Origin of the sequence: Gemella cuniculi DSM 15828 (assembly GCF_000425665.1) — a bacterium.
Taxonomy (GTDB): Bacteria; Bacillota; Bacilli; order Staphylococcales; family Gemellaceae; genus Gemella; species Gemella cuniculi.
Genome location: NZ_KE384433.1, coordinates 18,435 through 37,555 on the forward strand (window position 1 = coordinate 18,435; position 19,121 = coordinate 37,555).

A 19,121-nucleotide genomic window follows, 5' to 3' on the forward strand; every position below is an offset into this window, starting at 1 on the left:
ACAACATGTTGATCTTGTTCTTCAACTTTTCCTGAAACTGGTGCTGAATTTTCTTCAAGTTTTACAAATTCGTATCCTTCGAACACTTTTTGTTCTGTTTGATATTCTTCACCTATTGGGCTATCTTTTTTTACCGATGCTGTTTCTTCTAATACTTCACCATCTTCAGTTATGTATTTTACATCAACGTTTCCTTTTACTAACTCATATTCATAAACAACAGTTTTCTTATCTTCAGTTACTTTTCCATTTTCTGGGTCTGAACTACCTTTATGACCTACTAAACGGTATGTTTTTCCATCTTTTGTTATTTCTTTTGGTTTATACTCATCAGTGTCTGAAGAATATGGTGAATCTACTAGTTCTTCTTTTACTACCGATTGTGTTTCCTTGATTTCAGTGTCTGTATCTTTTATAACATATCTTACATCTACGCTTCCTACTGGTTTATAGAATCCTGAATCAATAGACCAGTCACTAGCATTTTGAATAGTTACAGTTGTTTCTGTTCCGTTTGAATCTTTTTCTTTATCAGTTCCTTCATTTACTTTAGTCGGACGATATCCTTCAGGCACATCAAATCTTACAGTATAAGCTCCATTATATACTTTACTGAAGTAATATTGACCATCTTCATTTGTAGTTGTTGTTCTCTCTACTCCTTTAGAATCCACCAATGTAACTTTTACATTCGGTATTCCTTTTTCATCTTCATCTTGTATACCATTATTGTTCTTATCTTCCCATACTAAATTACCTAAAGCATAAGGTAAATCTTCAGAAGCACTTCCACTATCTGATCCACCAGCTACAGTAATACCTCTTGCTGTAGTTGAAGTAGAATTTATATATCGGTTGTTTTCCGTTTTACCTGACATAGATGAACTTACTTGCATTTCACTATCTGCTTGTCCTTCTTCAGGTTTTGTAGTATTTGTTGTAACAATAATATAAGCGTCTTCTATATTTTTAAAATCTATATTTAAAGTATTATCTTCATATTTTAATTCATATTTTTCTGTAACGTCTTCCAATTTTGTAGGATCGTAAGAATAACTAGAATTTAAAGCTACACCTTTAGGAACTTTATAGATTTTCACCTCAGTATCCGTACTATTATACTGTGCAATATTTTTTCCATTACTATTTCTTTCAGTATATGTAGTATTTGAAACTTTTTCACGATTTATGTTAGCATATGTTACACTTGTTACTTTATTAGCAGCTTCATTTTCTTCTGTAATTAAACTTGAAGTAGCTAAACCATTAACTGCTTTTTCAGTTTTTGCTCTATCAACTGCTTCATATTTTACTGGAACACTAAAAGTTTCCTTATTATTTCCTACTGATATTGTTGGCGTAATAGTTTTTGTTTCAGTAACTTTATCTCTATTAATAGCAACATAGTAGCTTTTACTTGCATTTATATTTCTAAGAACTTCCGCTTCTTTTGTAACTACATATTTTACTGAGTTAGTAGTAGGATCGTACTTTCCATCTGCTAATTTAATACTATCTTCTATCCATAAATTTGTTTCAAATTCTTTAGGTCTAGCTATCCCTGCCAAGTCTACTTCATCACTAAATTTTACAGTAAAGTAATCTCCAGCTTTTACTTTTTCTATAGCAAAGGTTACTTTAGCACTCAAAGAATGCCCTGCATCAACAACAACTGGATTATTATCGTGTGTTAGTGCAATAGTTGTTTGCATATTATTTGAGATATCTTTACCTTCTACAACACTTTCTTTATTATCAGCTGTAGCAGTTTCTCCTTCTGTAGCTGTTGTTTCTGCCGCACCTTCACTATCTTTATCAACTCCTGAACTTTGAGGTTGTTCTTCTGTTACTGTATTATTATCCGTAGTTTCTGCCGCTTGTGCACTATTTCCTACAAAAAATAATCCTGCTGAAACTGCAACTAATGTTACACCTAATTTTAATTTTCTTATTCCGTAACGTACTATTTTTTCAGCTTGTTTCTTTTCGTTCATTTTGTAATTATTCTTACTGTACATAACTCTTCTCCTTTAATATAAATTAGTATATTTAATTCTGTATATACATGCTTTGCATATTTTACCACAATCGCAATATGAAATCAATGTGAAAGCACTGAAATTATTATAATATTTTATGCACTCATTAGCATTATCTTATTAAATTTCAAAACATTATTTTTTAATAGCACAATTATTCTTAATATCATAAATAAAAAATAAACTTAGGAACATGTTTTTTATAACATATACTTAAGTTTATTTATATAATTTAACAAAAATAGACTGTTGAAAAAATCAACAGTCTAAAGAGTTAATTAATATTATTTTCATTATCCTTTAAAAAAGACATTAACTCTCTTAAATTCTTCTTCCCAATTATTCCAATCTAATCTTATTTTTGAATTATCATCTAAAATATCTTCAACGATGTCGTCAATAGTTATAGTTTCTAGTGATTTTTTTATAGATTTATTAATTGAATTTACTTTTTTCAGATATTCTCCATAACGTTTGTCGATAGCTAATGCTCCTTCAAAAATTTTAGAAACATAATCTGTTTTTAAAACGAATATTTCTACCTCTCCGTTTAGTGCGACATAAATGTCGTACAGTGAAATTTTTTTATTATTCTTATACTTATATCCTCCGCCTACTCCAGTATTAGCTTTTACTAAATCATGAACAACTAATTTTCTCATAATTTTCTTTAAGTATGTTGGAGAAATGTTAAGACGCTGACTTATCTCCTTTGAATTTAGAAAAATATGTCTGTCTTGTGTATATAACATAACCATTATACAAATAGCTTGTTCTGTACTTTTCGTTAAATGCATAAACTCTCACCCTCTTTTCTCTTCTTAAAAGTATATAAAATAATATATATTTCTTAATATTAATTCTATGATATATTTACCTTCTTGTCAAATATTATTTAATCTTTTCTCCCCAATACTGATAATAAGTACATTCAATAGAACCATTAAATAGTTTTCTTCTTTTTGTTGCTTTTTTTCCATATAAGTGTTCAAACATTTTATTAGAAGTTAGCAAATATAGTGACCAATATTTTTGATTTTTTAATTCTTTTCCTAAATATTTGTACATATTTTCCACTTCTTTTTTCTCACCTAATCTTTCTCCATATGGTGGATTTGCTATGACACTTCCACTTTCTTTTTTTACTACAAAATCATAAACTGACATTTGTTTAAATTTTATTACGCCTGCTAATCCAATTTCTTCTGCATTATTTTCTGCAGTAGCTATCATTTTAGGATCAATATCCGAACCGTATAATTCCAACTCTTTCTCATAATCTATTTCTTCTTCGGCTTTGTTTCTTTCTTCTTCTACTAGTGTTTTTGGCATCCATGGCCATTTTTCAAAATCAAAACTTCTATTAATTCCAGGTGCCATATTTTGAGCTAACATTGCTGCTTCTATTAATAAAGTTCCAGAACCACAAAACAAATCATATAAAGGTGTTTCGCCTTTCCAATTCGTAAGTTTTACCATAGCCGCTGCTAATGTTTCCTTTAGAGGTGCTGTCCCTTGTTTCGCTCTATATCCTCTCTTGTGAAGACCCTCTCCTGATGTATCTAATAGAATAGTAGCAATATCATTTAACATAATTATTTCTAATCTGTATCTTGCACCACTTTCACTCAACCAACCAGTTATTCCATAACTTTTTTTCATTTTTTCAACGATAGCTTTTTTCACTATTGATTGACAGTCAGAAACACTGAACAGTGTAGATTTATGACTACGTCCATCCACTGGAAACTTTGCATCCATTGGTAAATATTTATCCCAATCTATTTCTTTTGTTTTTTCAAATAATTCTTCAAAAGTATATGCTGGAAATTGAGCAATGACTATTTTTACTCTATCTGCACATCTTAACCAAAGATTCGAACGAACTATTGCTCTTTTATCTCCAGAATAATATACCCTACCATTTTCTACTTTTGTTTCATAACCTAAGTCTTGAACTTCTTTTGCTACTATGGATTCAATCCCCATAGGAGTTGTTGCTACTAAATTATATTTCATTTCTTCCTCCTTAAAAAAAGGAGCTCCTAAGAGCCCCTAGAACTAGTTATTTTTCTTATCATAAGCCATATTCTGTATCTATCTTACTCAAGCGAGCCTAGTCAACTCTCGTAAATATAGTTGTGATCATCTGTCTAAATATAAAATTATATTTCCTACTCCTACATTCATTTCTGCGAAGTAAGTGCTTCTACCAAAATTTGAATTGCTCACTCAAGGGGTTTACCGCGTTCCACTTTTTACATTTCTATAAAAACTACGTCACTGTGGCACTTTCAAGATATACAACCATATAAAATTTTACTTAGGTTATATTTTCTGCCGTTACCAAAAGGTACCTAAACTTATTTTTTCGTTTAGCGTTGAACACTACTAACATCTCAGCTAGTGTGAGTATGGACTTTCCTCAGTTTATCACTGCGATCACTCAAAGAAAAATATTTTTATTTAATTATCTCTTTCAATCAAAATTACAGTTCCCTACTATATTAATATATTATAACATAAAAACTATTTTTCTAGAACAGAAACTTTTCCTTCCGCAATTTCCTCTAGTGCTTTTCCTACTTCTTTATGCGAAGTATATTTTTCTAATTTTTTTGTTTCTGGATCAGCAAACAATTCTCGTGCTCTTTTACTTGCTAATGATACCAACATATATTTTGAATTTACTTTTGATTTTAATACATCTAATTTTGGGTATAACATTTTTACTTTTCTCCTACATTTCCTCTAATTCTAATAATGCTCTACGATATTTCATTTCAATACGTTCTCTTTTTAAATGTTCACTTAGAATTATTGCTTTTATTCTATCAACAGCTTTATCAACTTCATCATTTTCTACAACGTAATCATAAAGATGCATCATATTAATTTCTTTTTTCGCTTTTGCTACACGTGATTCTATGACTTCATCACTTTCAGTTCCACGACCTTTTAATCTATTTTTAAGATCCGCAATACTTGGAGGAGCTAAAAATATAAATAGGGCATCAGGTATTTTACTTTTTACCTGTCCCGCTCCTTGAACTTCTATTTCTAAAAATATATCCTTTCCTTTCTCCATAGTTTCCCTTACATATTTTACAGGCGTCCCATAGTAATTATCAACATATTGTGCATATTCTAAAAGTTCACCTTGCTTTATAAGTTCTTCAAATTCTTTTTTGGTTTTAAAAAAATAGTCAACTCCATCAACTTCACCAGGTCTCTTATTTCGTGAGGTCATTGAGATAGAGTATTCAAAATCAACATCATTACTAGCAAAAATTTGTTTCCTCACAGTACCTTTCCCCACTCCTGATGGTCCTGATAAAACGATTAATAATCCTTTCTCCATTTTTCGTATCCTTCTAATATGATTTATTATCCTTTAATGATACCATAAATCTTACAAAAATAAAACTATTATTGCCAGCTTTAACAAATTTGTAACATTTTATATTTGTTTCAAATAACTAATTTATTAAATACTACATCTAATAACACCTAATGAAATAATTCCAACTAAAACAATAACCAATAAATTTTTTGAAATTACAGCACTTATCACGGTCGGTACGGAAGCTAGAAGATTTTCATAGTTTATTTTAGGTATTGAACCTAATTCTTGAATAAATAAATTGTCAAACCATAATGCTGACATTATTACAATTGGAACAAAATTTAAAAATTCTACTATTGCTTTAGGTAATTCAAATTTTTTTAATAAAATAAATGGCAATATTCTTGATAACCAAGTCGCTAAAACACAACCTAAAATCGTTAAAAATATATAATTAATGTAAGACATTTTTTAAAATCACTCCAAATCCACATCCTAATATTGTTACTACGATTACTAATATACTACTGGGAATAAAAATCATTCCTAAATAAATACAGATTAATGTAAATAAAATTACCAAAATTTGAACTTTTTTCTTTATAGAAAAATCTGAAACTATCTGTAAATATAAAAGTCCTATAAACATTGCAACAAGAGCAAAATCCAAACCTAATGAATAAGGATTTTTTATAAAATCACCAAGTACCGCTCCTACTATTGATGCTCCTATCCAAGTGAAATATGAAATAGCATTTACCACATTAAACCATTCATAACTTAAACGTCCATTTGTATAATTTAATTTGTTCATCCCTAATGCAAAACTTTCATCAGTAAGCAAGGTACCTATTGAAATATTTTTTAACATACTATAATTTCTAAAATATGGAGCAAGTGTCATACTCATAAGTATCATTCTAGAATTAACCAGAAATGTGGCCATTACAATAGGAAAAATAGGGCTACCTACTGATAACATACTTACAGTAATAAACTGTGCACTCCCAGCATAAATAAACAGTGACATTGCAGCTACTAAAAAGATATTAAATCCTGCCGATTTTGCTATAATCCCGAAAGCAAGTCCTATTCCTATATATCCAAAAATTGTTGGTAAAGTATCCTTTATTGCTGTTTTTACGTCTAATTTATTATCCATATTTCTCCTTTTCTCATCTATTTATATAATTTAAGTAGGGAATGACTCTTGAAAAATCTTTGTGAATTCTTTGATTTTTAAGTCTCCCCTACCTACTTATTCTTTATTTTGATATCAGTTCATTTATTAAAACTTTATCAATTTTCGCTTTTAAAGTTCTCTGCCCTGTGTAAGTTACGAGTCCAGGTTTGGCTCCCGATATTTTCTTTACATTTTTTATAAGAGTCATATCTACATCAACACTATCTTCATTTTTAAATTTAGAAAAATATCCTGCAAGCATAACCGCTATATTAATAGTCTTCTCGTCTGGATTATTACTAAAAATTACAACATGGCTTCCTGGAATATCTTTTGCATGAAACCACAAAAAATCTCTTCTTGCTAATTTATTTGTAATAATATCATTTTGAATATTATTTTTACCTACATAGATAGGAATATTATTGCTATGCACTATAAAATAATTATTTTTATTTTTCTTCCTAAAAACTCGTGCTTTTTCTTTTAAATATCCCCCTTTAACTAACTCTTCTTTTATTTCCATTAAATCAGATTTTTCCGCATTTTCTATTTGAAATTTCAAAGTTTCAAAATATAAAATATCCTGTTTTGTTGCCTCAATCTGCTCATTAAGATTTGAAATTGTTCGTTTATTTTTTTTGTACAAATTAAAATATTTTTCCGAATTTTTTTCAACACTAATATTTACGTCTAATTCTATCTTAACATCTTCCAAATTTTCACTATAAAAATTCTGCAAGATTGCAACTTCTGGAACACTATTTTTAAAAAGATATGCATTTGAAATAAGGAGTTGTCCTTTTAATTTATAATCATCTTTTTTTTCTGCTTCAGTTAATTCTTTTATTAGTATATCCAATTTTTTATTTAAACTATTAACTTTTCTTTTTATAAAAGTAAATAACTTTTTGTCAGTATTTTTATTAATTGATTCTTTTGCAACATCCATATAGTAAAAATCAAGAAGCTCTGATAATGTTTTAAACTTTATACTTTCTTCAGAATTGCTTATATCAAAGAAATAAAAATCTTTTTTTCCATTAATATTTATAAATACTGGTTTTGAATATTCATCAAAATTTTCACAAAAATTTTTAAATTCTATTTTAATATTTTCTAAATCTTTATTTACAAAATAATTATTTAAAAGTAAGGATACCCCATAAAAATTTTTTATAAGAAATCTTTTATCTTTAATATCGAATTCCAAATTCTTATAACTGTCTAAAGCAAATGGATTATACTTCTCTTGAGTAGGGGGTAATATATAGTTCATATTAGAAATAGTTGAACGTTTATATTCCAAACTATAGCTATTTTTTAGTGATTCTATAATAACTTTATTTTCATTTGTTAAAATAATATTTGAATGTTTCCCCATAAGTTCAGCAATTAAATAATAATATTTTTCATAACCAAGCTCATCAAAATTTTTGATTTTTAATGCTACTATACGATCATTGTTTAGTTGTTCAATATCTAAAATAATACCACCTGTTAGATATTTTCTGAGCACTGAACAAAAATTTGAAGGTGTCTTAGGGTTCTCATAGCTATTTTTTGTTAACTGCAAACGAGAACTAGTAGGATTAGCAGACAGAAATAATTTTAAATTTTTTCCTTTTCTTACTGAAAAAATAAATTCATCTGTTGATAGATTGTTCACTTTATTGATTCTTGCTTGAATTAAACTTTCAGTCAACTCTTTTATTAATTTTTTTATAAAAAAACCATCAAATGCCATAGTCTCCTCCTTATAGTTCTGCTCATCTTATTTTTCGATTTGCTAAACATTATAGCATACTTCAAATTAAATTTCCATATTAGCTTCGTAAGAATATTATAAATGTTTACCAAAAATTAGTATATATACTAATTATATATACTAATTAAAAAAAATTAATTCAGAAATTAATTTAATCCCTGAATCAATTTTTTTATTTATTCTTTTCTTCAAATTTATCAGATACTAAAATTCCCCATACCAATAGTCCAAGTAATACTATCCAAAAAATTATCGTCCAGAGTGTTGAATGAGGAAAATGTTCTGGAATTAGTGCTAATTTAGGATGTGCTGCTGCAATAACAAAAAGTTTGATTCCTACCCATCCTACTATTAAAAACGCTGCTATTTCCAAACCGGGTTTTTTCTCTAAAACTCTTATAAAAATATTAGCTGCATATCTCATAATAACAACTCCAATAAAACCACCAATTACCATAACAGAAAATTGCCCTAAATTTATACCACCAATTGTTGTTTCTGATATATGTGGTAAAGTAATGGCAATAGCAACTGCAGCTAAAATAGAGTCAATAGCAAAAGCAATATCTGTTAGTTCCACTTTTAATACTGTCATCCAAAAACCACTTTGCTTTTTAGGACTTTCTACTTCTTGTTGATTTTTAGGAATTTTTCTTTTATCAAAAAATTCTTTTATATGACTAACCGCCATATAAATTAAGTATAAACCACCCAAAACTTGTATTTCCCAATATTGTGCTAATATTGTAATTAAAAAAATTGCAGTAATTCTAAAAATAAGTGCTCCAGCTAACCCATACATCAAAGCATGTTTTTGTTCTTTATAGGGAAGGTGACGCACCATAACCGCTAAAACTATCGCATTATCAGCAGAAAGTAGCCCTTCTAAAATAATTAAACTAAATAATACAACTACATATTGAATTAAAATTTGTGTATCCATCAAACTCTCCTTCTAATTAATTACCTTTTTTATAAATTTAACAATAAATATAACTACCACTAATCCAACTATATTTAATACTAGCGGAATAAACATGCTTCCATTGAATTCAATAAATTGATTAAGATTATTAAATGACTTATCAAAAACTGTCAAAATACTGTTGTCAATTCGTTCTGCCATAATTGAAAAACGATTCACTAACATCTTTGCAATTACACTACCACCTATAAAATACAGTAATGATAATGAAATCGCTAAATTAGTATTATTAAATAAAGTCAATAGTAGCAAAAATATTAAATTAGAAAATAACAATAATAATACCAAAAATATTGTATAAGAAAAAATATGATTTTCACTTAATATAACATCTTTTATTTCTATAAAGGTACTTCGCTCTCTAAGAAATAAGAAAGAAAAAATACCTAACAATATAACCATACAATAGAAGAAAAAATATAGTACATTTGCAAAAATTGCTGAAAAATCCCTGACAGTTTTTAATTTTTTTACTTCTAACAAAGTCGATACCCTAGAATTATAGTCTTCTCTATAAGAATAAATATAGTTTATTCCCATAATAAATATCGTTAGCCCTAATATGATTTTTAATATAAAGTCAAAAATTATATTAGACCTAGAAATGTCAAAATAAGTAACTAAACTACCTAACTTATAAGTAAAAATAATTCCAATAAGAAGAGTCAATATCCCAAAAAGATAGTTAAATTTCCTTCTAAAAACTTTTCCAAATTCAATTAAAAACAACATTACTTCTCACCATCCCCTGCATAAAGTTTTATTTTTTCACCAAGATTTCTAATTTGATAAACTTCTATATCATTTTTCAAAAGTTCATAGACAACTTCCTCTAAAACCTCATCTCTTACAACAATTTCTCTATCATTGTACACAGTGTATTGATAATCTTGAAGTATTATATCTAAATCATCTTGATGCGATAAACTAAGAGCTGCAAGTTGTTTAATAATAAGCAAATCACTTAATGTACCATAATATGATTTAATTCCATCTGATATTACTAAAACATTATTCGCAATATCATTGAATTCATTTAACATATTATCAAAAACAATAACTGTAGAATGCTGTTCTTTTTTTGATAATAACTCTTTTATCAATAATTTATCTTTACTAGTTAAACTTTTGTCAGCATTATCTACCACAACTAGTTTTTGTTTTGTTAGAATTGAAAACAAAGTATGAAATTTTATTTTTTCATTTTTTAATAATTTTTTATATTTTTTATCACTCTCCAACTCCAATGCAAGTAGATTACTTTTCAAATCTTCAAAATTCATGTTTATTTTAAACATAGATAAAAATTTTTGTAAATTTTTTATCAACGATAGATGATTATAAAAACCATAATCATTTGAAAAAATTAATTTTTCTTTACTTAAATTTTTACTGTCGAAAAGTATTTGCCCCTTGTATTTAGTCCTATTTCGAAAAGATTCTTTTATTATTTCCAATCCTTCTTTATCGTTACTTAAAATCGCAAGAATTTCTCCTTCTTTAACTTCAAAATCTAACTCTAGTGTAGTATCTTTTCTTATTTTCTTTTTATAATTCTTAAATTCTAATACCATCTCTACTCCTAAAATTTTAAATTTCATCAAAAATTATCTGACTTAAAAATTTTAAATATCTCTTAATTATAAATATTTATATGAAAAATGATAATCAACATAATTTTATTATCAATATTCATTATACCATTTATAGATAATTTTATTTCCCATAAATTATCATATTTACTTAATAAAAAATACTTTCTAAAAATCTAGAAAATATAATTATACACTTTATTATAATACCATTGCTTACAATTAATGTCAAAATACTTCAACTAAATTGTTATCTTTTTTATTTTAAATATCCATCTTATTTAAAATCCATCAATATATATTGCAAAAGAAAGTTACTCTTATGAATAACTTTCTTTTTATAATTTATATTATTTTTTTTCTTCTTTCTTTACAAAAGTTAGTAATATTCCTACCACAAAACCTATTACCGCAAAATTAATCCAAGCAAAATCCCCCTGAATTGGAAGAACTTTCACAAGAAAATTATCAACTGATGAAATAGAAATTTTTAAAGTTGAGGTAACTGTAGAGTATAAACTAAATGCTCCTGTTACCAAAGCAGTAGTAGCATAAACAACTTTTTTTCCACCAAAGAAATTATTTAAAAATCCTAGGATAATAAGAACCATTGTTAACGGATATAAAAGAACCAATACTGGCACTGCTCCTTGAATAATAGCTGCTAATCCATAATTTCCTATTGCAAAAGAAAATACTGTCAAAATAATTGCATATGTTTTATAATTAATTTTAGAATATAATCTAACAAAATATGTAGAACACGCTGTAACTAACCCTACGCTCGTTGTTAGACATGCTAAAAATACAATTACAAATAATAATATTTTTCCTACATTTCCAAAGTAAAAAGTAGTTGCACCTGTTAGAACCCCAGCTCCTGTTTTTTGAAAACCTAAAACTGATACAGAAGTGGCACCAATATTAGAAATGAAAATATATACTAAAGCTAATAGCAATGCTGCAATCACTGCTGATTTTAAAGTATTTTTAGAAATTTCCTCTTTTGTTTTTGCTCCATATAATTTTACAGAATTAATAACAATTATTCCAAATACTAAAGATGCTAAAGCATCCATTGTATTATATCCTTCCATTAAACCACTAGTAAATGCTAATGAGTTAGTTGCATAAGTTTCTGTTGGTTCTTGATACGATCCCATTGGATTTACTAACGAAGCAATAATTAAAACAATCATTGATAATAACAAAACTGGAGTTATAATAGTCCCTATTCTATCAACTAATTTATTCGGATTAATTGCTAACCATAACGTTAACCCCATAAATACTGCTAGAAAAATAGCTTGTACTATCGTTGCATGTTCTGATGGAACAAAGCTTGATAAACCAAGTTCGTAAGTTGTTGTCCCCGTTCTTGGGATTGCGAAAAACGGTCCTATTGTCAAATACAGCAATGTAGTAAATACAACTCCAAAAATTTTTCCTGCTCTACTAGATAATTCTAATAAGTCTTGAGCACCTGAATACCCCATAACTAAAACTCCTAGTAAAGGTAACCCTACACCCATAATTATAAATCCGATCATGGCAACTGATAAATTTTGTCCAGCATTTTGTCCTAAAAACGCAGGAAATATTAAATTACCAGCTCCAAAAAATAATGCAAATAACATAAGTCCAATTGAAATATAAGAATTTTTCCTCAAAAATTTTAACATGTCATCCTCCTCTATTTAGATTCAATTTAATTCTTAAATTACGTAATATATACATTAATACATTTATTAGTATTTGTCAATAGATTTTCTAAAATAATTTATTTTTTATTTTAAAATTATTGTAAATTTTCTGATAATTCATCGCTTATAAATATTAGACTCCTAAAATTCTTTCTAAAAATTTTTAACTGTAATTTTTAATTTTTTTCGTAAACCTATGATTAAAATGATGAATTTATAGTTTTATTTTATAATAAAGCATTTTCTATTTTAAAACTTTCTCAAAAAAATAAGATGACTCAAGTTAATAGTCACCTTATTTTTAAGTTAATGATATAAAATTATTTCTCCAATTCCTCTTTGTAATCACAATTCCCACAATAAACACCTTTTTTATTTTCAAAAAGAATATGATTACATTTCGGACAAAGTCTATTTATTGGTTTATCCCAAGACACAAAATCACAATTTGGGAATCCGTCACAACCGTAAAAAAGTTTTCCTTTTTTTGATTTTTTTTCTAATATATCGTGTTTATGACACTTCGGACAAACAACACCTATTTTTTTCTGAATTGTATTTGTGTACCTACATTCTGGAAAATTAGAACATGCGATAAACTTCCCAAATTTTCCTAGTTTAAAAACAAGTGGAGAAGCACATTCTGGACAAATTTCACCTGTAAATTCTTGCTTTATCTCGATTTTTTCCATTTCTTGTTCTGCTTTTTCCACATCTTTTCTAAAAGTGGAATAAAAGTCAGAAATGGTTTTCTCCCACTCAATCTTGCCATCGGCTATATTATCTAATTGATTTTCCAAATTTGCCGTAAATTTTGTATTAATTATATCAGGAAAATATTCCTCAGTAATTTTACTTACCAATATACCTAATTCAGTTGGAGTGAATACTTTATTTTGAAGTTTTGCATAATACCTTTTTTGTAGAGTTTCTACTATTGTTGCATAAGTAGAAGGTCTTCCAATTCCAAGTTCTTCTAACTCTGCAATAAGTTTTGCTTCTGAATACCTAGCAGGTGGCTGCGTAAAATGCTGTTCTTCTTTTATTTCCTTAATTTTTGCATCTTCTCCTACTTCAAACTCTGGAACAGATTTTAACTTCTCTTTCTCTTTTAGAACAACTAAAAAACCATTAAACAATAATTTCGACTCAGCTCCTTTATAAACAATACTATTATTTTCAAAGGTTGTAGATGTTGTTTCATATACTGCTGCACTCATTCTGCTTGCAACAAATCTTTCCCATATTAGCTTATAAAGTTTATATTGATCATTTGATAAATATTCTTTAATATTTTCTGGTGTGAATTCTATATTGGTTGGTCTAATTCCTTCGTGAGCATCCTGAATATTCTTATTTGATTTGCTTGCCTTTTTTGCAGCTGTTAAACAATATTCTTTTCCATAATTTTTTAAAATAAAGCTATTAGCCATATTAATTGCTTCATCAGAAACACGAGTTGAATCTGTTCTCATATAGGTTATTAAACCAGTTACTCCACCTAATTTTTTTAAATTTATTCCTTCATAAAGCTCCTGAGCCACACTCATAGTTTTTCTAGTTTTGAAATTTATTTTTCTTGAAGCATCTTGTTGCATAGTTGATGTTATATAAACATTCGGTGAATTACGATTTTTTTTAGATTTAACTACATCTATTACCTTAAATGTTTCTCCTTTAATCGCATTTCTTACTTTATCAACATCTTTCTTACTTTCTAGTTTTATTTTTTTACCCTTATATGAATAAAAATTTGCTGTTAGTACTTTTCTATTTTTCATAAAATCTATTGGAATCGTCCAATATTCTTGAGGTCTAAAATTTTGAATTTCTTCTTCTCTATCAACAATTAGTTTCAATGCCGCATTCTGAACTCTACCTGCTGATAGTTTTGGCTTGACCTTCTTCCAAAGTACTGGCGAAATATTATATCCAACAAGCCTATCCAAAACTCGTCTAGCTTGTTGTGATTGAACTAGGTCAGTGTTTATTTTTCGAGGATGTTTGATTGCATCTTTTACTGCATCTTTTGTTATCTCGTTAAAAATTATACGATTATCCTCGTCGTTATTTAATCCTAATATATAAGCAATATGCCATGCTATTGCTTCTCCTTCACGATCAGGATCGGATGCTAGAAAAACTTTTTTTCCTTTTGCTTCCTTTTTTAAATTTTTTATAACATCTCCTTTTCCTCGGATAGAAATATAGTCTACATCAATATTTCCGTTTTCTAGTACCTCAACCCCCATTCTACTTTTTGGGAGATCTCTTACATGACCCTTTGAAGATATTACTTTATATTTTTTCCCTAGATATTTTTCTATTGTTTTTGCCTTTGAAGGAGATTCGACTATTACTAAATTTTCTGCCATTTATTACTCTCCATGAATTTTTTTAATAAGTAGTATCTTAAAACATTTTTTTTATATTGTCAACTTATTTCTTTATTTTTAATCAATTTTTGTTAGAATTAGAGGTTCTTCATTTTCTCTGACTACTATCGTATGCTCATATTGTGCAACGTAAGAATTATCTTTTGTCACCAGTTCCCATTCATCTTTATCAGTATTTGTTACAATTTTTGCTTTTGTTGATACAAATGGTTCTACAGCAAGACACATTCCCTCTTTTAAAATCAAATTGTCCCATGGATCAAAATAGTTAAATACATGCTGCGGCTCTTGATGAAGTGAGGTACCGATACCATGCCCAGTTAGATTTTCTATAACTTCTAATTTATATTCTTTAATTTTTTTATGAATATTTTTTCCAATTTGATTTATTTTTCGCCCTGCTATTGCATGTTTTATTCCTTCATAAAATGCTTCTTGTGCAACTTCACACACTTTTTCTTTCATTTCATCATCTACTTTACCAACAACAAACGAAACACCAGTATCTGCATAAAAACCATCTTTACAACCAGAAACATCAATATTTAACAAATCACCATCTTTTAATATTTTTTTGCTAGATGGTATTCCATGTGCTGCCTGATGATTTAATGATATGCAAGTATATCCTGGAAAATCATATTCAGTAATTGGAGCAGATTTTGCATCGTACTTTTCAAATAATTCCTTTGCAATATTATCCAACTCCTTTGTTGAAACACCAGGAACTGCTTTTTTTTTCATTTCATCTCTTATTGTCGCACAAATAAATCCGATTTCTTTCATTTTTTGCAGTTGTTCATCATTTTCTATTATCATATTATTATTCTCCTCTAACTTTCTATTAATTTAGACAAATTTTCTATAGTATAGGTTGGTTGAATATCTTTTTTTAATAATTCCTCAACACTAGTAACTCCTGTCTGAACATGAATAGTATCAATTCCACTATTTATACCTGACATAATATCAGTTTCATAATTGTCTCCTACCATAACTATATCATCCTTTTTATAATTAAACAAACTCATAGCACTTTCCATTATAATCTTATTAGGTTTTCCTATAACAGTTGCTACCCTACTAGTAGCATGCTCTAAATATTTTATCTGACCTCCATTACTTGGGCTAAATCCATCAGCAGTTGGAAGTAAAGTATCAGGATTAGTACCAATAAGCTCTGCACCATTCAAAACAGCACGAGTTGCGATAGTTAACTTTTCATACGTTAATTCTCTATCCAAACCAACAACCACCGCTTCTACATCTTCTTCACTTGTTTTTTGTTCAAATTCCCTTAATGTACTCTTTAAGCCTTCTTCTCCAATGATATATAATTTTTTATAATCTTTATTCTTTAAGTAAAACTTTGTTGCATCACTTGATGTGTACACGTGTTGAATAGTTGTTACGACTCTAAATTCTTCTAATTTTTTTTCCACATCTTGTGGTTCTTTTGTAGAATTATTAGTCAAAAATAAATAATCTATCTCATTTTTATTAAGATAGTCCACAAATTCTTTAGCAAAATTTATTCTTTTATCACCACTATAAATAGTTCCATCTAAATCAATAAGATACAATTTATACTTTTTTATATTCATTACTCTTCTCCATAGTAAATTTATAACTTAATAACTATTTACTATTTTACACCGTTTATAAAAAAAATAAAAGCATTAATTAGGATTTTCCTCATTAATGCTTATATAAATTCATTAAAAATTCTATTTAAAAAGACTAACCAAGAATTCATTTCTGAAAATTGCCTTTTTTCATGATACCAAACTATCATAATAATTGACTGCAAAGTAATATACCATTTTAATCTATTTCTATACTTTATAGTGGGCACCTGTCCATAAATTTTTAGCCATTCATTCCATTCTTTTTGGGGAATATATTTATACAAAATAAATGAAATATCTATCGCAGGATCACCTAAAATTGAATGCTCCCAATCTACTAAAAATAACTTTCCTTTATCAGATAATAACCAATTATCTTTATGTAAATCTGTATGACAAGGGGTATATTCTATATTTTGCTCAGGAAGATTATTTTCTAAATAATTCAATGCATTTATAATATTACTATTTTTTCTTAGTTCATTATTTATTAAGGTTTTAAGATTACAAAGAGAATTATACGCGGTTTCTTCGCAATAACCTTGTGCCTTCATAATACGTTTTAACTTGTTAGAACTATGTACTTTTTTCAAAATTTCTGGAATTCGCTTATCTCTCATATCTTCATTCTTTAAAGTTCTTCCATTTTCGAAATCTTGAGCAATCAAAACATCACCATTACTAATTCTTTTGGTCCATCTTAATTTAGGTACTATTCCTTCAACTGAAAGAGTCGCTATCATAGGAGTAGTATTTTTTTTAATAAAATAATTATGATTATCCTTCGAAAAAAAATAATCATCTTCATATTGTTCATCTAAAGTCCAACCCATCTGATAATATTCTTTAGACATATTTTATACTTCTCCTTTCTTCAAATCTCTTTTTACTATAATGCACTATTTATTTTACAATCTTTAGTGCTATTTTTCAAGACAATATTTTTCTTTATAATTAAAATTCTCAAAGATATTTTAATTGATTTCATTTGAAACAAATATAAATATCTTCGAGAATGTTTTTTCTAATTATTTTTATTTTAAAAACTTTTATTTATAATAAATATTTTTATATAAAATTTTATTCACAACAAAGTTTATAAATTCCTTCTGCATAAATTGCAGTTGCTAATAATAAATCTTCTATTAGGATGTATTCATTAGCTTGATGCATTGTATCTTCTCTTCCCGGAAGTAGTGCTCCAAATGCCACACCTTTTTTTAAACATCTTGCATATGTTCCACCACCTAAAACAAATGCTTCATTTTTAGTATCACCCGTATATTTTCTATATACATCAACCAATGTTGTAACCAACTCATCATCCTTAGGAACATAGTGTGCTTCTTTATTGCTTGTTACCTCAATATTTATATAATTTTCTTTCAAATTACTCAACTTAGTTATTAAATCAAAATTTTTAGGATATCTACAATCTACAGACACTGTTGCAACTCTTTCTTTAGCATCATATTTCAAAATTCCATAGTTATAAGTTGCCGCTCCCATTTCATCATCAGAATAATTCAATCCTAATTTTTCTCCGAATGGATCGTTTGCTAACCTAGTTACAATATGTTCAACATAATTTTTTCCGTTTATGTCTAAACTTAATGTATTTAAAAATTCTGCTAATTTAGTTCCAGCATTTATACCCAAATGTGGAGTTGAACCATGGGCAGCTTTGCCTTTTAATTCTATTTCTATTTCTTCTGCAATGTTTATTGTTCCTTCTAATTTTTCATTAGAAAGGAATTTAGCAAATTTATCTTCTATATCATTCGCTACTCCGCATAATTTTGCCTTAGCACTTGCAACTACCATATTTAAAACTTGACCACCTTCAAATGAAAGTAACTTATAATCTGCATTATTATTTCCTTCTTGGAATATTAATTTATGATCAAATGTAGCACGTGCCTTTTCAGCATACACTAATGGAAACATAGCATCTGGTGTAAATCCTAGTGATGGTTGCTCCTCATGTTCAAAATATGATTTAACACATCTAAATCCTGTCTCTTCATCACTTCCAACAATTATACGTACTCTTTTATTCCATTTTACTCCTAATTTATCCAAAAGTTTTACTGCATAATAAGCCGCCATTGTTGGTCCTTTATCATCTAAAACTCCACGTGCAAAAATTTTTCCTTCACGTATTTCAGGTTTAAACGGATGACTAACCCAATCACTTTCTACCACTGGAACAACATCAACATGGCCTAAAATACCAAACAAGTCTTCTCCCTCACCAGCTTCAATATGCCCAGCTTTATTTTCAACCAATTTAGTTTTATAGCCATCACGTTCTCCATATGATAATATTAAATCCAATGCTTTACGTGGTCCACTTCCAAAAGGAGCTTCCTCCGTTATATCTGTACCTAATATTGATCTAACACTGAGCAATTCAAATAAATCTTTTAACAAATCCTCTTTGTGTTTTTGTACTTCTTTTGTAAAATTGATATTCATAAA

General features: G+C 28.0%; 17 protein-coding genes and 1 other RNA gene. All 18 read right to left on the reverse strand.

Translation table 11 applies throughout. The features are described from left to right. Positions 1–2,018 (reverse strand): SdrD B-like domain-containing protein (locus H612_RS10100; protein ID WP_035500512.1); only part of this gene is annotated, 2,018 nt, incomplete at its 3' end. Between the two features lie 314 nt (positions 2,019–2,332). Then, positions 2,333–2,836, reverse strand: coding sequence for an RrF2 family transcriptional regulator (locus H612_RS0107710; RefSeq protein WP_027130918.1), 504 nt, complete (start codon positions 2,834–2,836; stop codon positions 2,333–2,335). Positions 2,837–2,930: 94 nt separating this feature from the next. After that, positions 2,931–4,058, reverse strand: a complete 1,128-nt coding sequence (locus tag H612_RS0107715) for a THUMP domain-containing class I SAM-dependent RNA methyltransferase (protein WP_027130919.1) — start codon at positions 4,056–4,058, stop codon at positions 2,931–2,933. A 56-nt stretch (positions 4,059–4,114) separates the two neighbouring features. After that, an RNA gene (gene rnpB, locus H612_RS09790) (RNase P RNA component class B) lies at positions 4,115–4,493 on the reverse strand. 75 nt (positions 4,494–4,568) lie between these two features. Further along, positions 4,569–4,766 carry a DNA-directed RNA polymerase subunit omega gene (gene rpoZ / locus H612_RS0107720; protein ID WP_027130920.1) on the reverse strand — a complete coding sequence of 66 codons (198 nt, stop codon included), beginning with the start codon at positions 4,764–4,766 and terminating at the stop codon, positions 4,569–4,571. Between the two features lie 13 nt (positions 4,767–4,779). Beyond that, entirely contained in the window at positions 4,780–5,400 is a 621-nt protein-coding gene (gmk, locus tag H612_RS0107725) for a guanylate kinase (RefSeq protein ID WP_027130921.1), read from the reverse strand. A 126-nt stretch (positions 5,401–5,526) separates the two neighbouring features. Beyond that, a complete protein-coding gene (locus H612_RS0107730; RefSeq protein ID WP_027130922.1) occupies positions 5,527–5,853 on the reverse strand; it encodes an AzlD domain-containing protein in 327 nt (108 codons plus the stop codon). Next, positions 5,840–6,547 carry an AzlC family ABC transporter permease gene (locus tag H612_RS0107735; protein WP_027130923.1) on the reverse strand — a complete coding sequence of 236 codons (708 nt, stop codon included), beginning with the start codon at positions 6,545–6,547 and terminating at the stop codon, positions 5,840–5,842. The genes H612_RS0107730 and H612_RS0107735 overlap by 14 nt, the downstream gene beginning before the upstream one ends. A gap of 103 nt (positions 6,548–6,650) precedes the next feature. After that, a complete protein-coding gene (locus H612_RS0107740; protein ID WP_027130924.1) occupies positions 6,651–8,315 on the reverse strand; it encodes an Rqc2 family fibronectin-binding protein in 1,665 nt (554 codons plus the stop codon). A gap of 193 nt (positions 8,316–8,508) precedes the next feature. Further along, positions 8,509–9,279: a TerC family protein gene (locus H612_RS0107745; protein WP_027130925.1), complete on the reverse strand. Its 771-nt coding sequence runs from the start codon at positions 9,277–9,279 to the stop codon at positions 8,509–8,511. A 12-nt stretch (positions 9,280–9,291) separates the two neighbouring features. Continuing rightward, positions 9,292–10,053: a hypothetical protein gene (locus H612_RS0107750; protein WP_027130926.1), complete on the reverse strand. Its 762-nt coding sequence runs from the start codon at positions 10,051–10,053 to the stop codon at positions 9,292–9,294. Further along, complete coding sequence (locus tag H612_RS0107755; RefSeq protein WP_027130927.1) at positions 10,053–10,895, reverse strand: P-loop NTPase family protein; 843 nt, start codon at positions 10,893–10,895, stop codon at positions 10,053–10,055. The genes H612_RS0107750 and H612_RS0107755 overlap by 1 nt, the downstream gene beginning before the upstream one ends. Before the next feature lie 368 nt (positions 10,896–11,263). Further along, positions 11,264–12,595 carry a branched-chain amino acid transport system II carrier protein gene (brnQ, locus tag H612_RS0107760; protein ID WP_027130928.1) on the reverse strand — a complete coding sequence of 444 codons (1,332 nt, stop codon included), beginning with the start codon at positions 12,593–12,595 and terminating at the stop codon, positions 11,264–11,266. A 341-nt stretch (positions 12,596–12,936) separates the two neighbouring features. Further along, the gene (gene topA, locus H612_RS0107765; protein WP_027130929.1) at positions 12,937–14,991 is read right to left on the reverse strand and encodes a type I DNA topoisomerase; all 2,055 of its coding nucleotides are present in this window, start codon (positions 14,989–14,991) and stop codon (positions 12,937–12,939) included. A gap of 78 nt (positions 14,992–15,069) precedes the next feature. Further along, positions 15,070–15,831: a type I methionyl aminopeptidase gene (gene map, locus H612_RS0107770; protein WP_027130930.1), complete on the reverse strand. Its 762-nt coding sequence runs from the start codon at positions 15,829–15,831 to the stop codon at positions 15,070–15,072. Positions 15,832–15,845: 14 nt separating this feature from the next. After that, positions 15,846–16,616, reverse strand: a complete 771-nt coding sequence (locus H612_RS0107775) for a TIGR01457 family HAD-type hydrolase (RefSeq protein ID WP_051210197.1) — start codon at positions 16,614–16,616, stop codon at positions 15,846–15,848. 101 nt (positions 16,617–16,717) lie between these two features. Further along, positions 16,718–17,494 carry a phosphotransferase family protein gene (locus H612_RS0107780; RefSeq protein WP_027130932.1) on the reverse strand — a complete coding sequence of 259 codons (777 nt, stop codon included), beginning with the start codon at positions 17,492–17,494 and terminating at the stop codon, positions 16,718–16,720. Between the two features lie 226 nt (positions 17,495–17,720). Then, a complete protein-coding gene (pepV, locus tag H612_RS0107785) occupies positions 17,721–19,118 on the reverse strand; it encodes a dipeptidase PepV (protein ID WP_027130933.1) in 1,398 nt (465 codons plus the stop codon). Positions 19,119–19,121: the final 3 nt, after the last annotated feature.

Bases quoted from the DNA above. Each gene is read 5' to 3' on its own strand.
- H612_RS0107710 (WP_027130918.1), bottom strand. From the start codon at position 2,836: ATGCATTTAACGAAAAGTACAGAACAAGCTATTTGTATAATGGTTATG.
- H612_RS0107715 (WP_027130919.1), bottom strand. From the start codon at position 4,058: ATGAAATATAATTTAGTAGCAACAACTCCTATGGGGATTGAATCCATA.
- rpoZ (WP_027130920.1), bottom strand. From the start codon at position 4,766: ATGTTATACCCAAAATTAGATGTATTAAAATCAAAAGTAAATTCAAAA.
- gmk (WP_027130921.1), bottom strand. From the start codon at position 5,400: ATGGAGAAAGGATTATTAATCGTTTTATCAGGACCATCAGGAGTGGGG.
- H612_RS0107730 (WP_027130922.1), bottom strand. From the start codon at position 5,853: ATGTCTTACATTAATTATATATTTTTAACGATTTTAGGTTGTGTTTTA.
- H612_RS0107735 (WP_027130923.1), bottom strand. From the start codon at position 6,547: ATGGATAATAAATTAGACGTAAAAACAGCAATAAAGGATACTTTACCA.
- H612_RS0107740 (WP_027130924.1), bottom strand. From the start codon at position 8,315: ATGGCATTTGATGGTTTTTTTATAAAAAAATTAATAAAAGAGTTGACT.
- H612_RS0107745 (WP_027130925.1), bottom strand. From the start codon at position 9,279: ATGGATACACAAATTTTAATTCAATATGTAGTTGTATTATTTAGTTTA.
- H612_RS0107750 (WP_027130926.1), bottom strand. From the start codon at position 10,053: ATGTTGTTTTTAATTGAATTTGGAAAAGTTTTTAGAAGGAAATTTAAC.
- H612_RS0107755 (WP_027130927.1), bottom strand. From the start codon at position 10,895: ATGGTATTAGAATTTAAGAATTATAAAAAGAAAATAAGAAAAGATACT.
- brnQ (WP_027130928.1), bottom strand. From the start codon at position 12,595: ATGTTAAAATTTTTGAGGAAAAATTCTTATATTTCAATTGGACTTATG.
- topA (WP_027130929.1), bottom strand. From the start codon at position 14,991: ATGGCAGAAAATTTAGTAATAGTCGAATCTCCTTCAAAGGCAAAAACA.
- map (WP_027130930.1), bottom strand. From the start codon at position 15,831: ATGATAATAGAAAATGATGAACAACTGCAAAAAATGAAAGAAATCGGA.
- H612_RS0107775 (WP_051210197.1), bottom strand. From the start codon at position 16,616: ATGAATATAAAAAAGTATAAATTGTATCTTATTGATTTAGATGGAACT.
- H612_RS0107780 (WP_027130932.1), bottom strand. From the start codon at position 17,494: ATGTCTAAAGAATATTATCAGATGGGTTGGACTTTAGATGAACAATAT.
- pepV (WP_027130933.1), bottom strand. From the start codon at position 19,118: ATGAATATCAATTTTACAAAAGAAGTACAAAAACACAAAGAGGATTTG.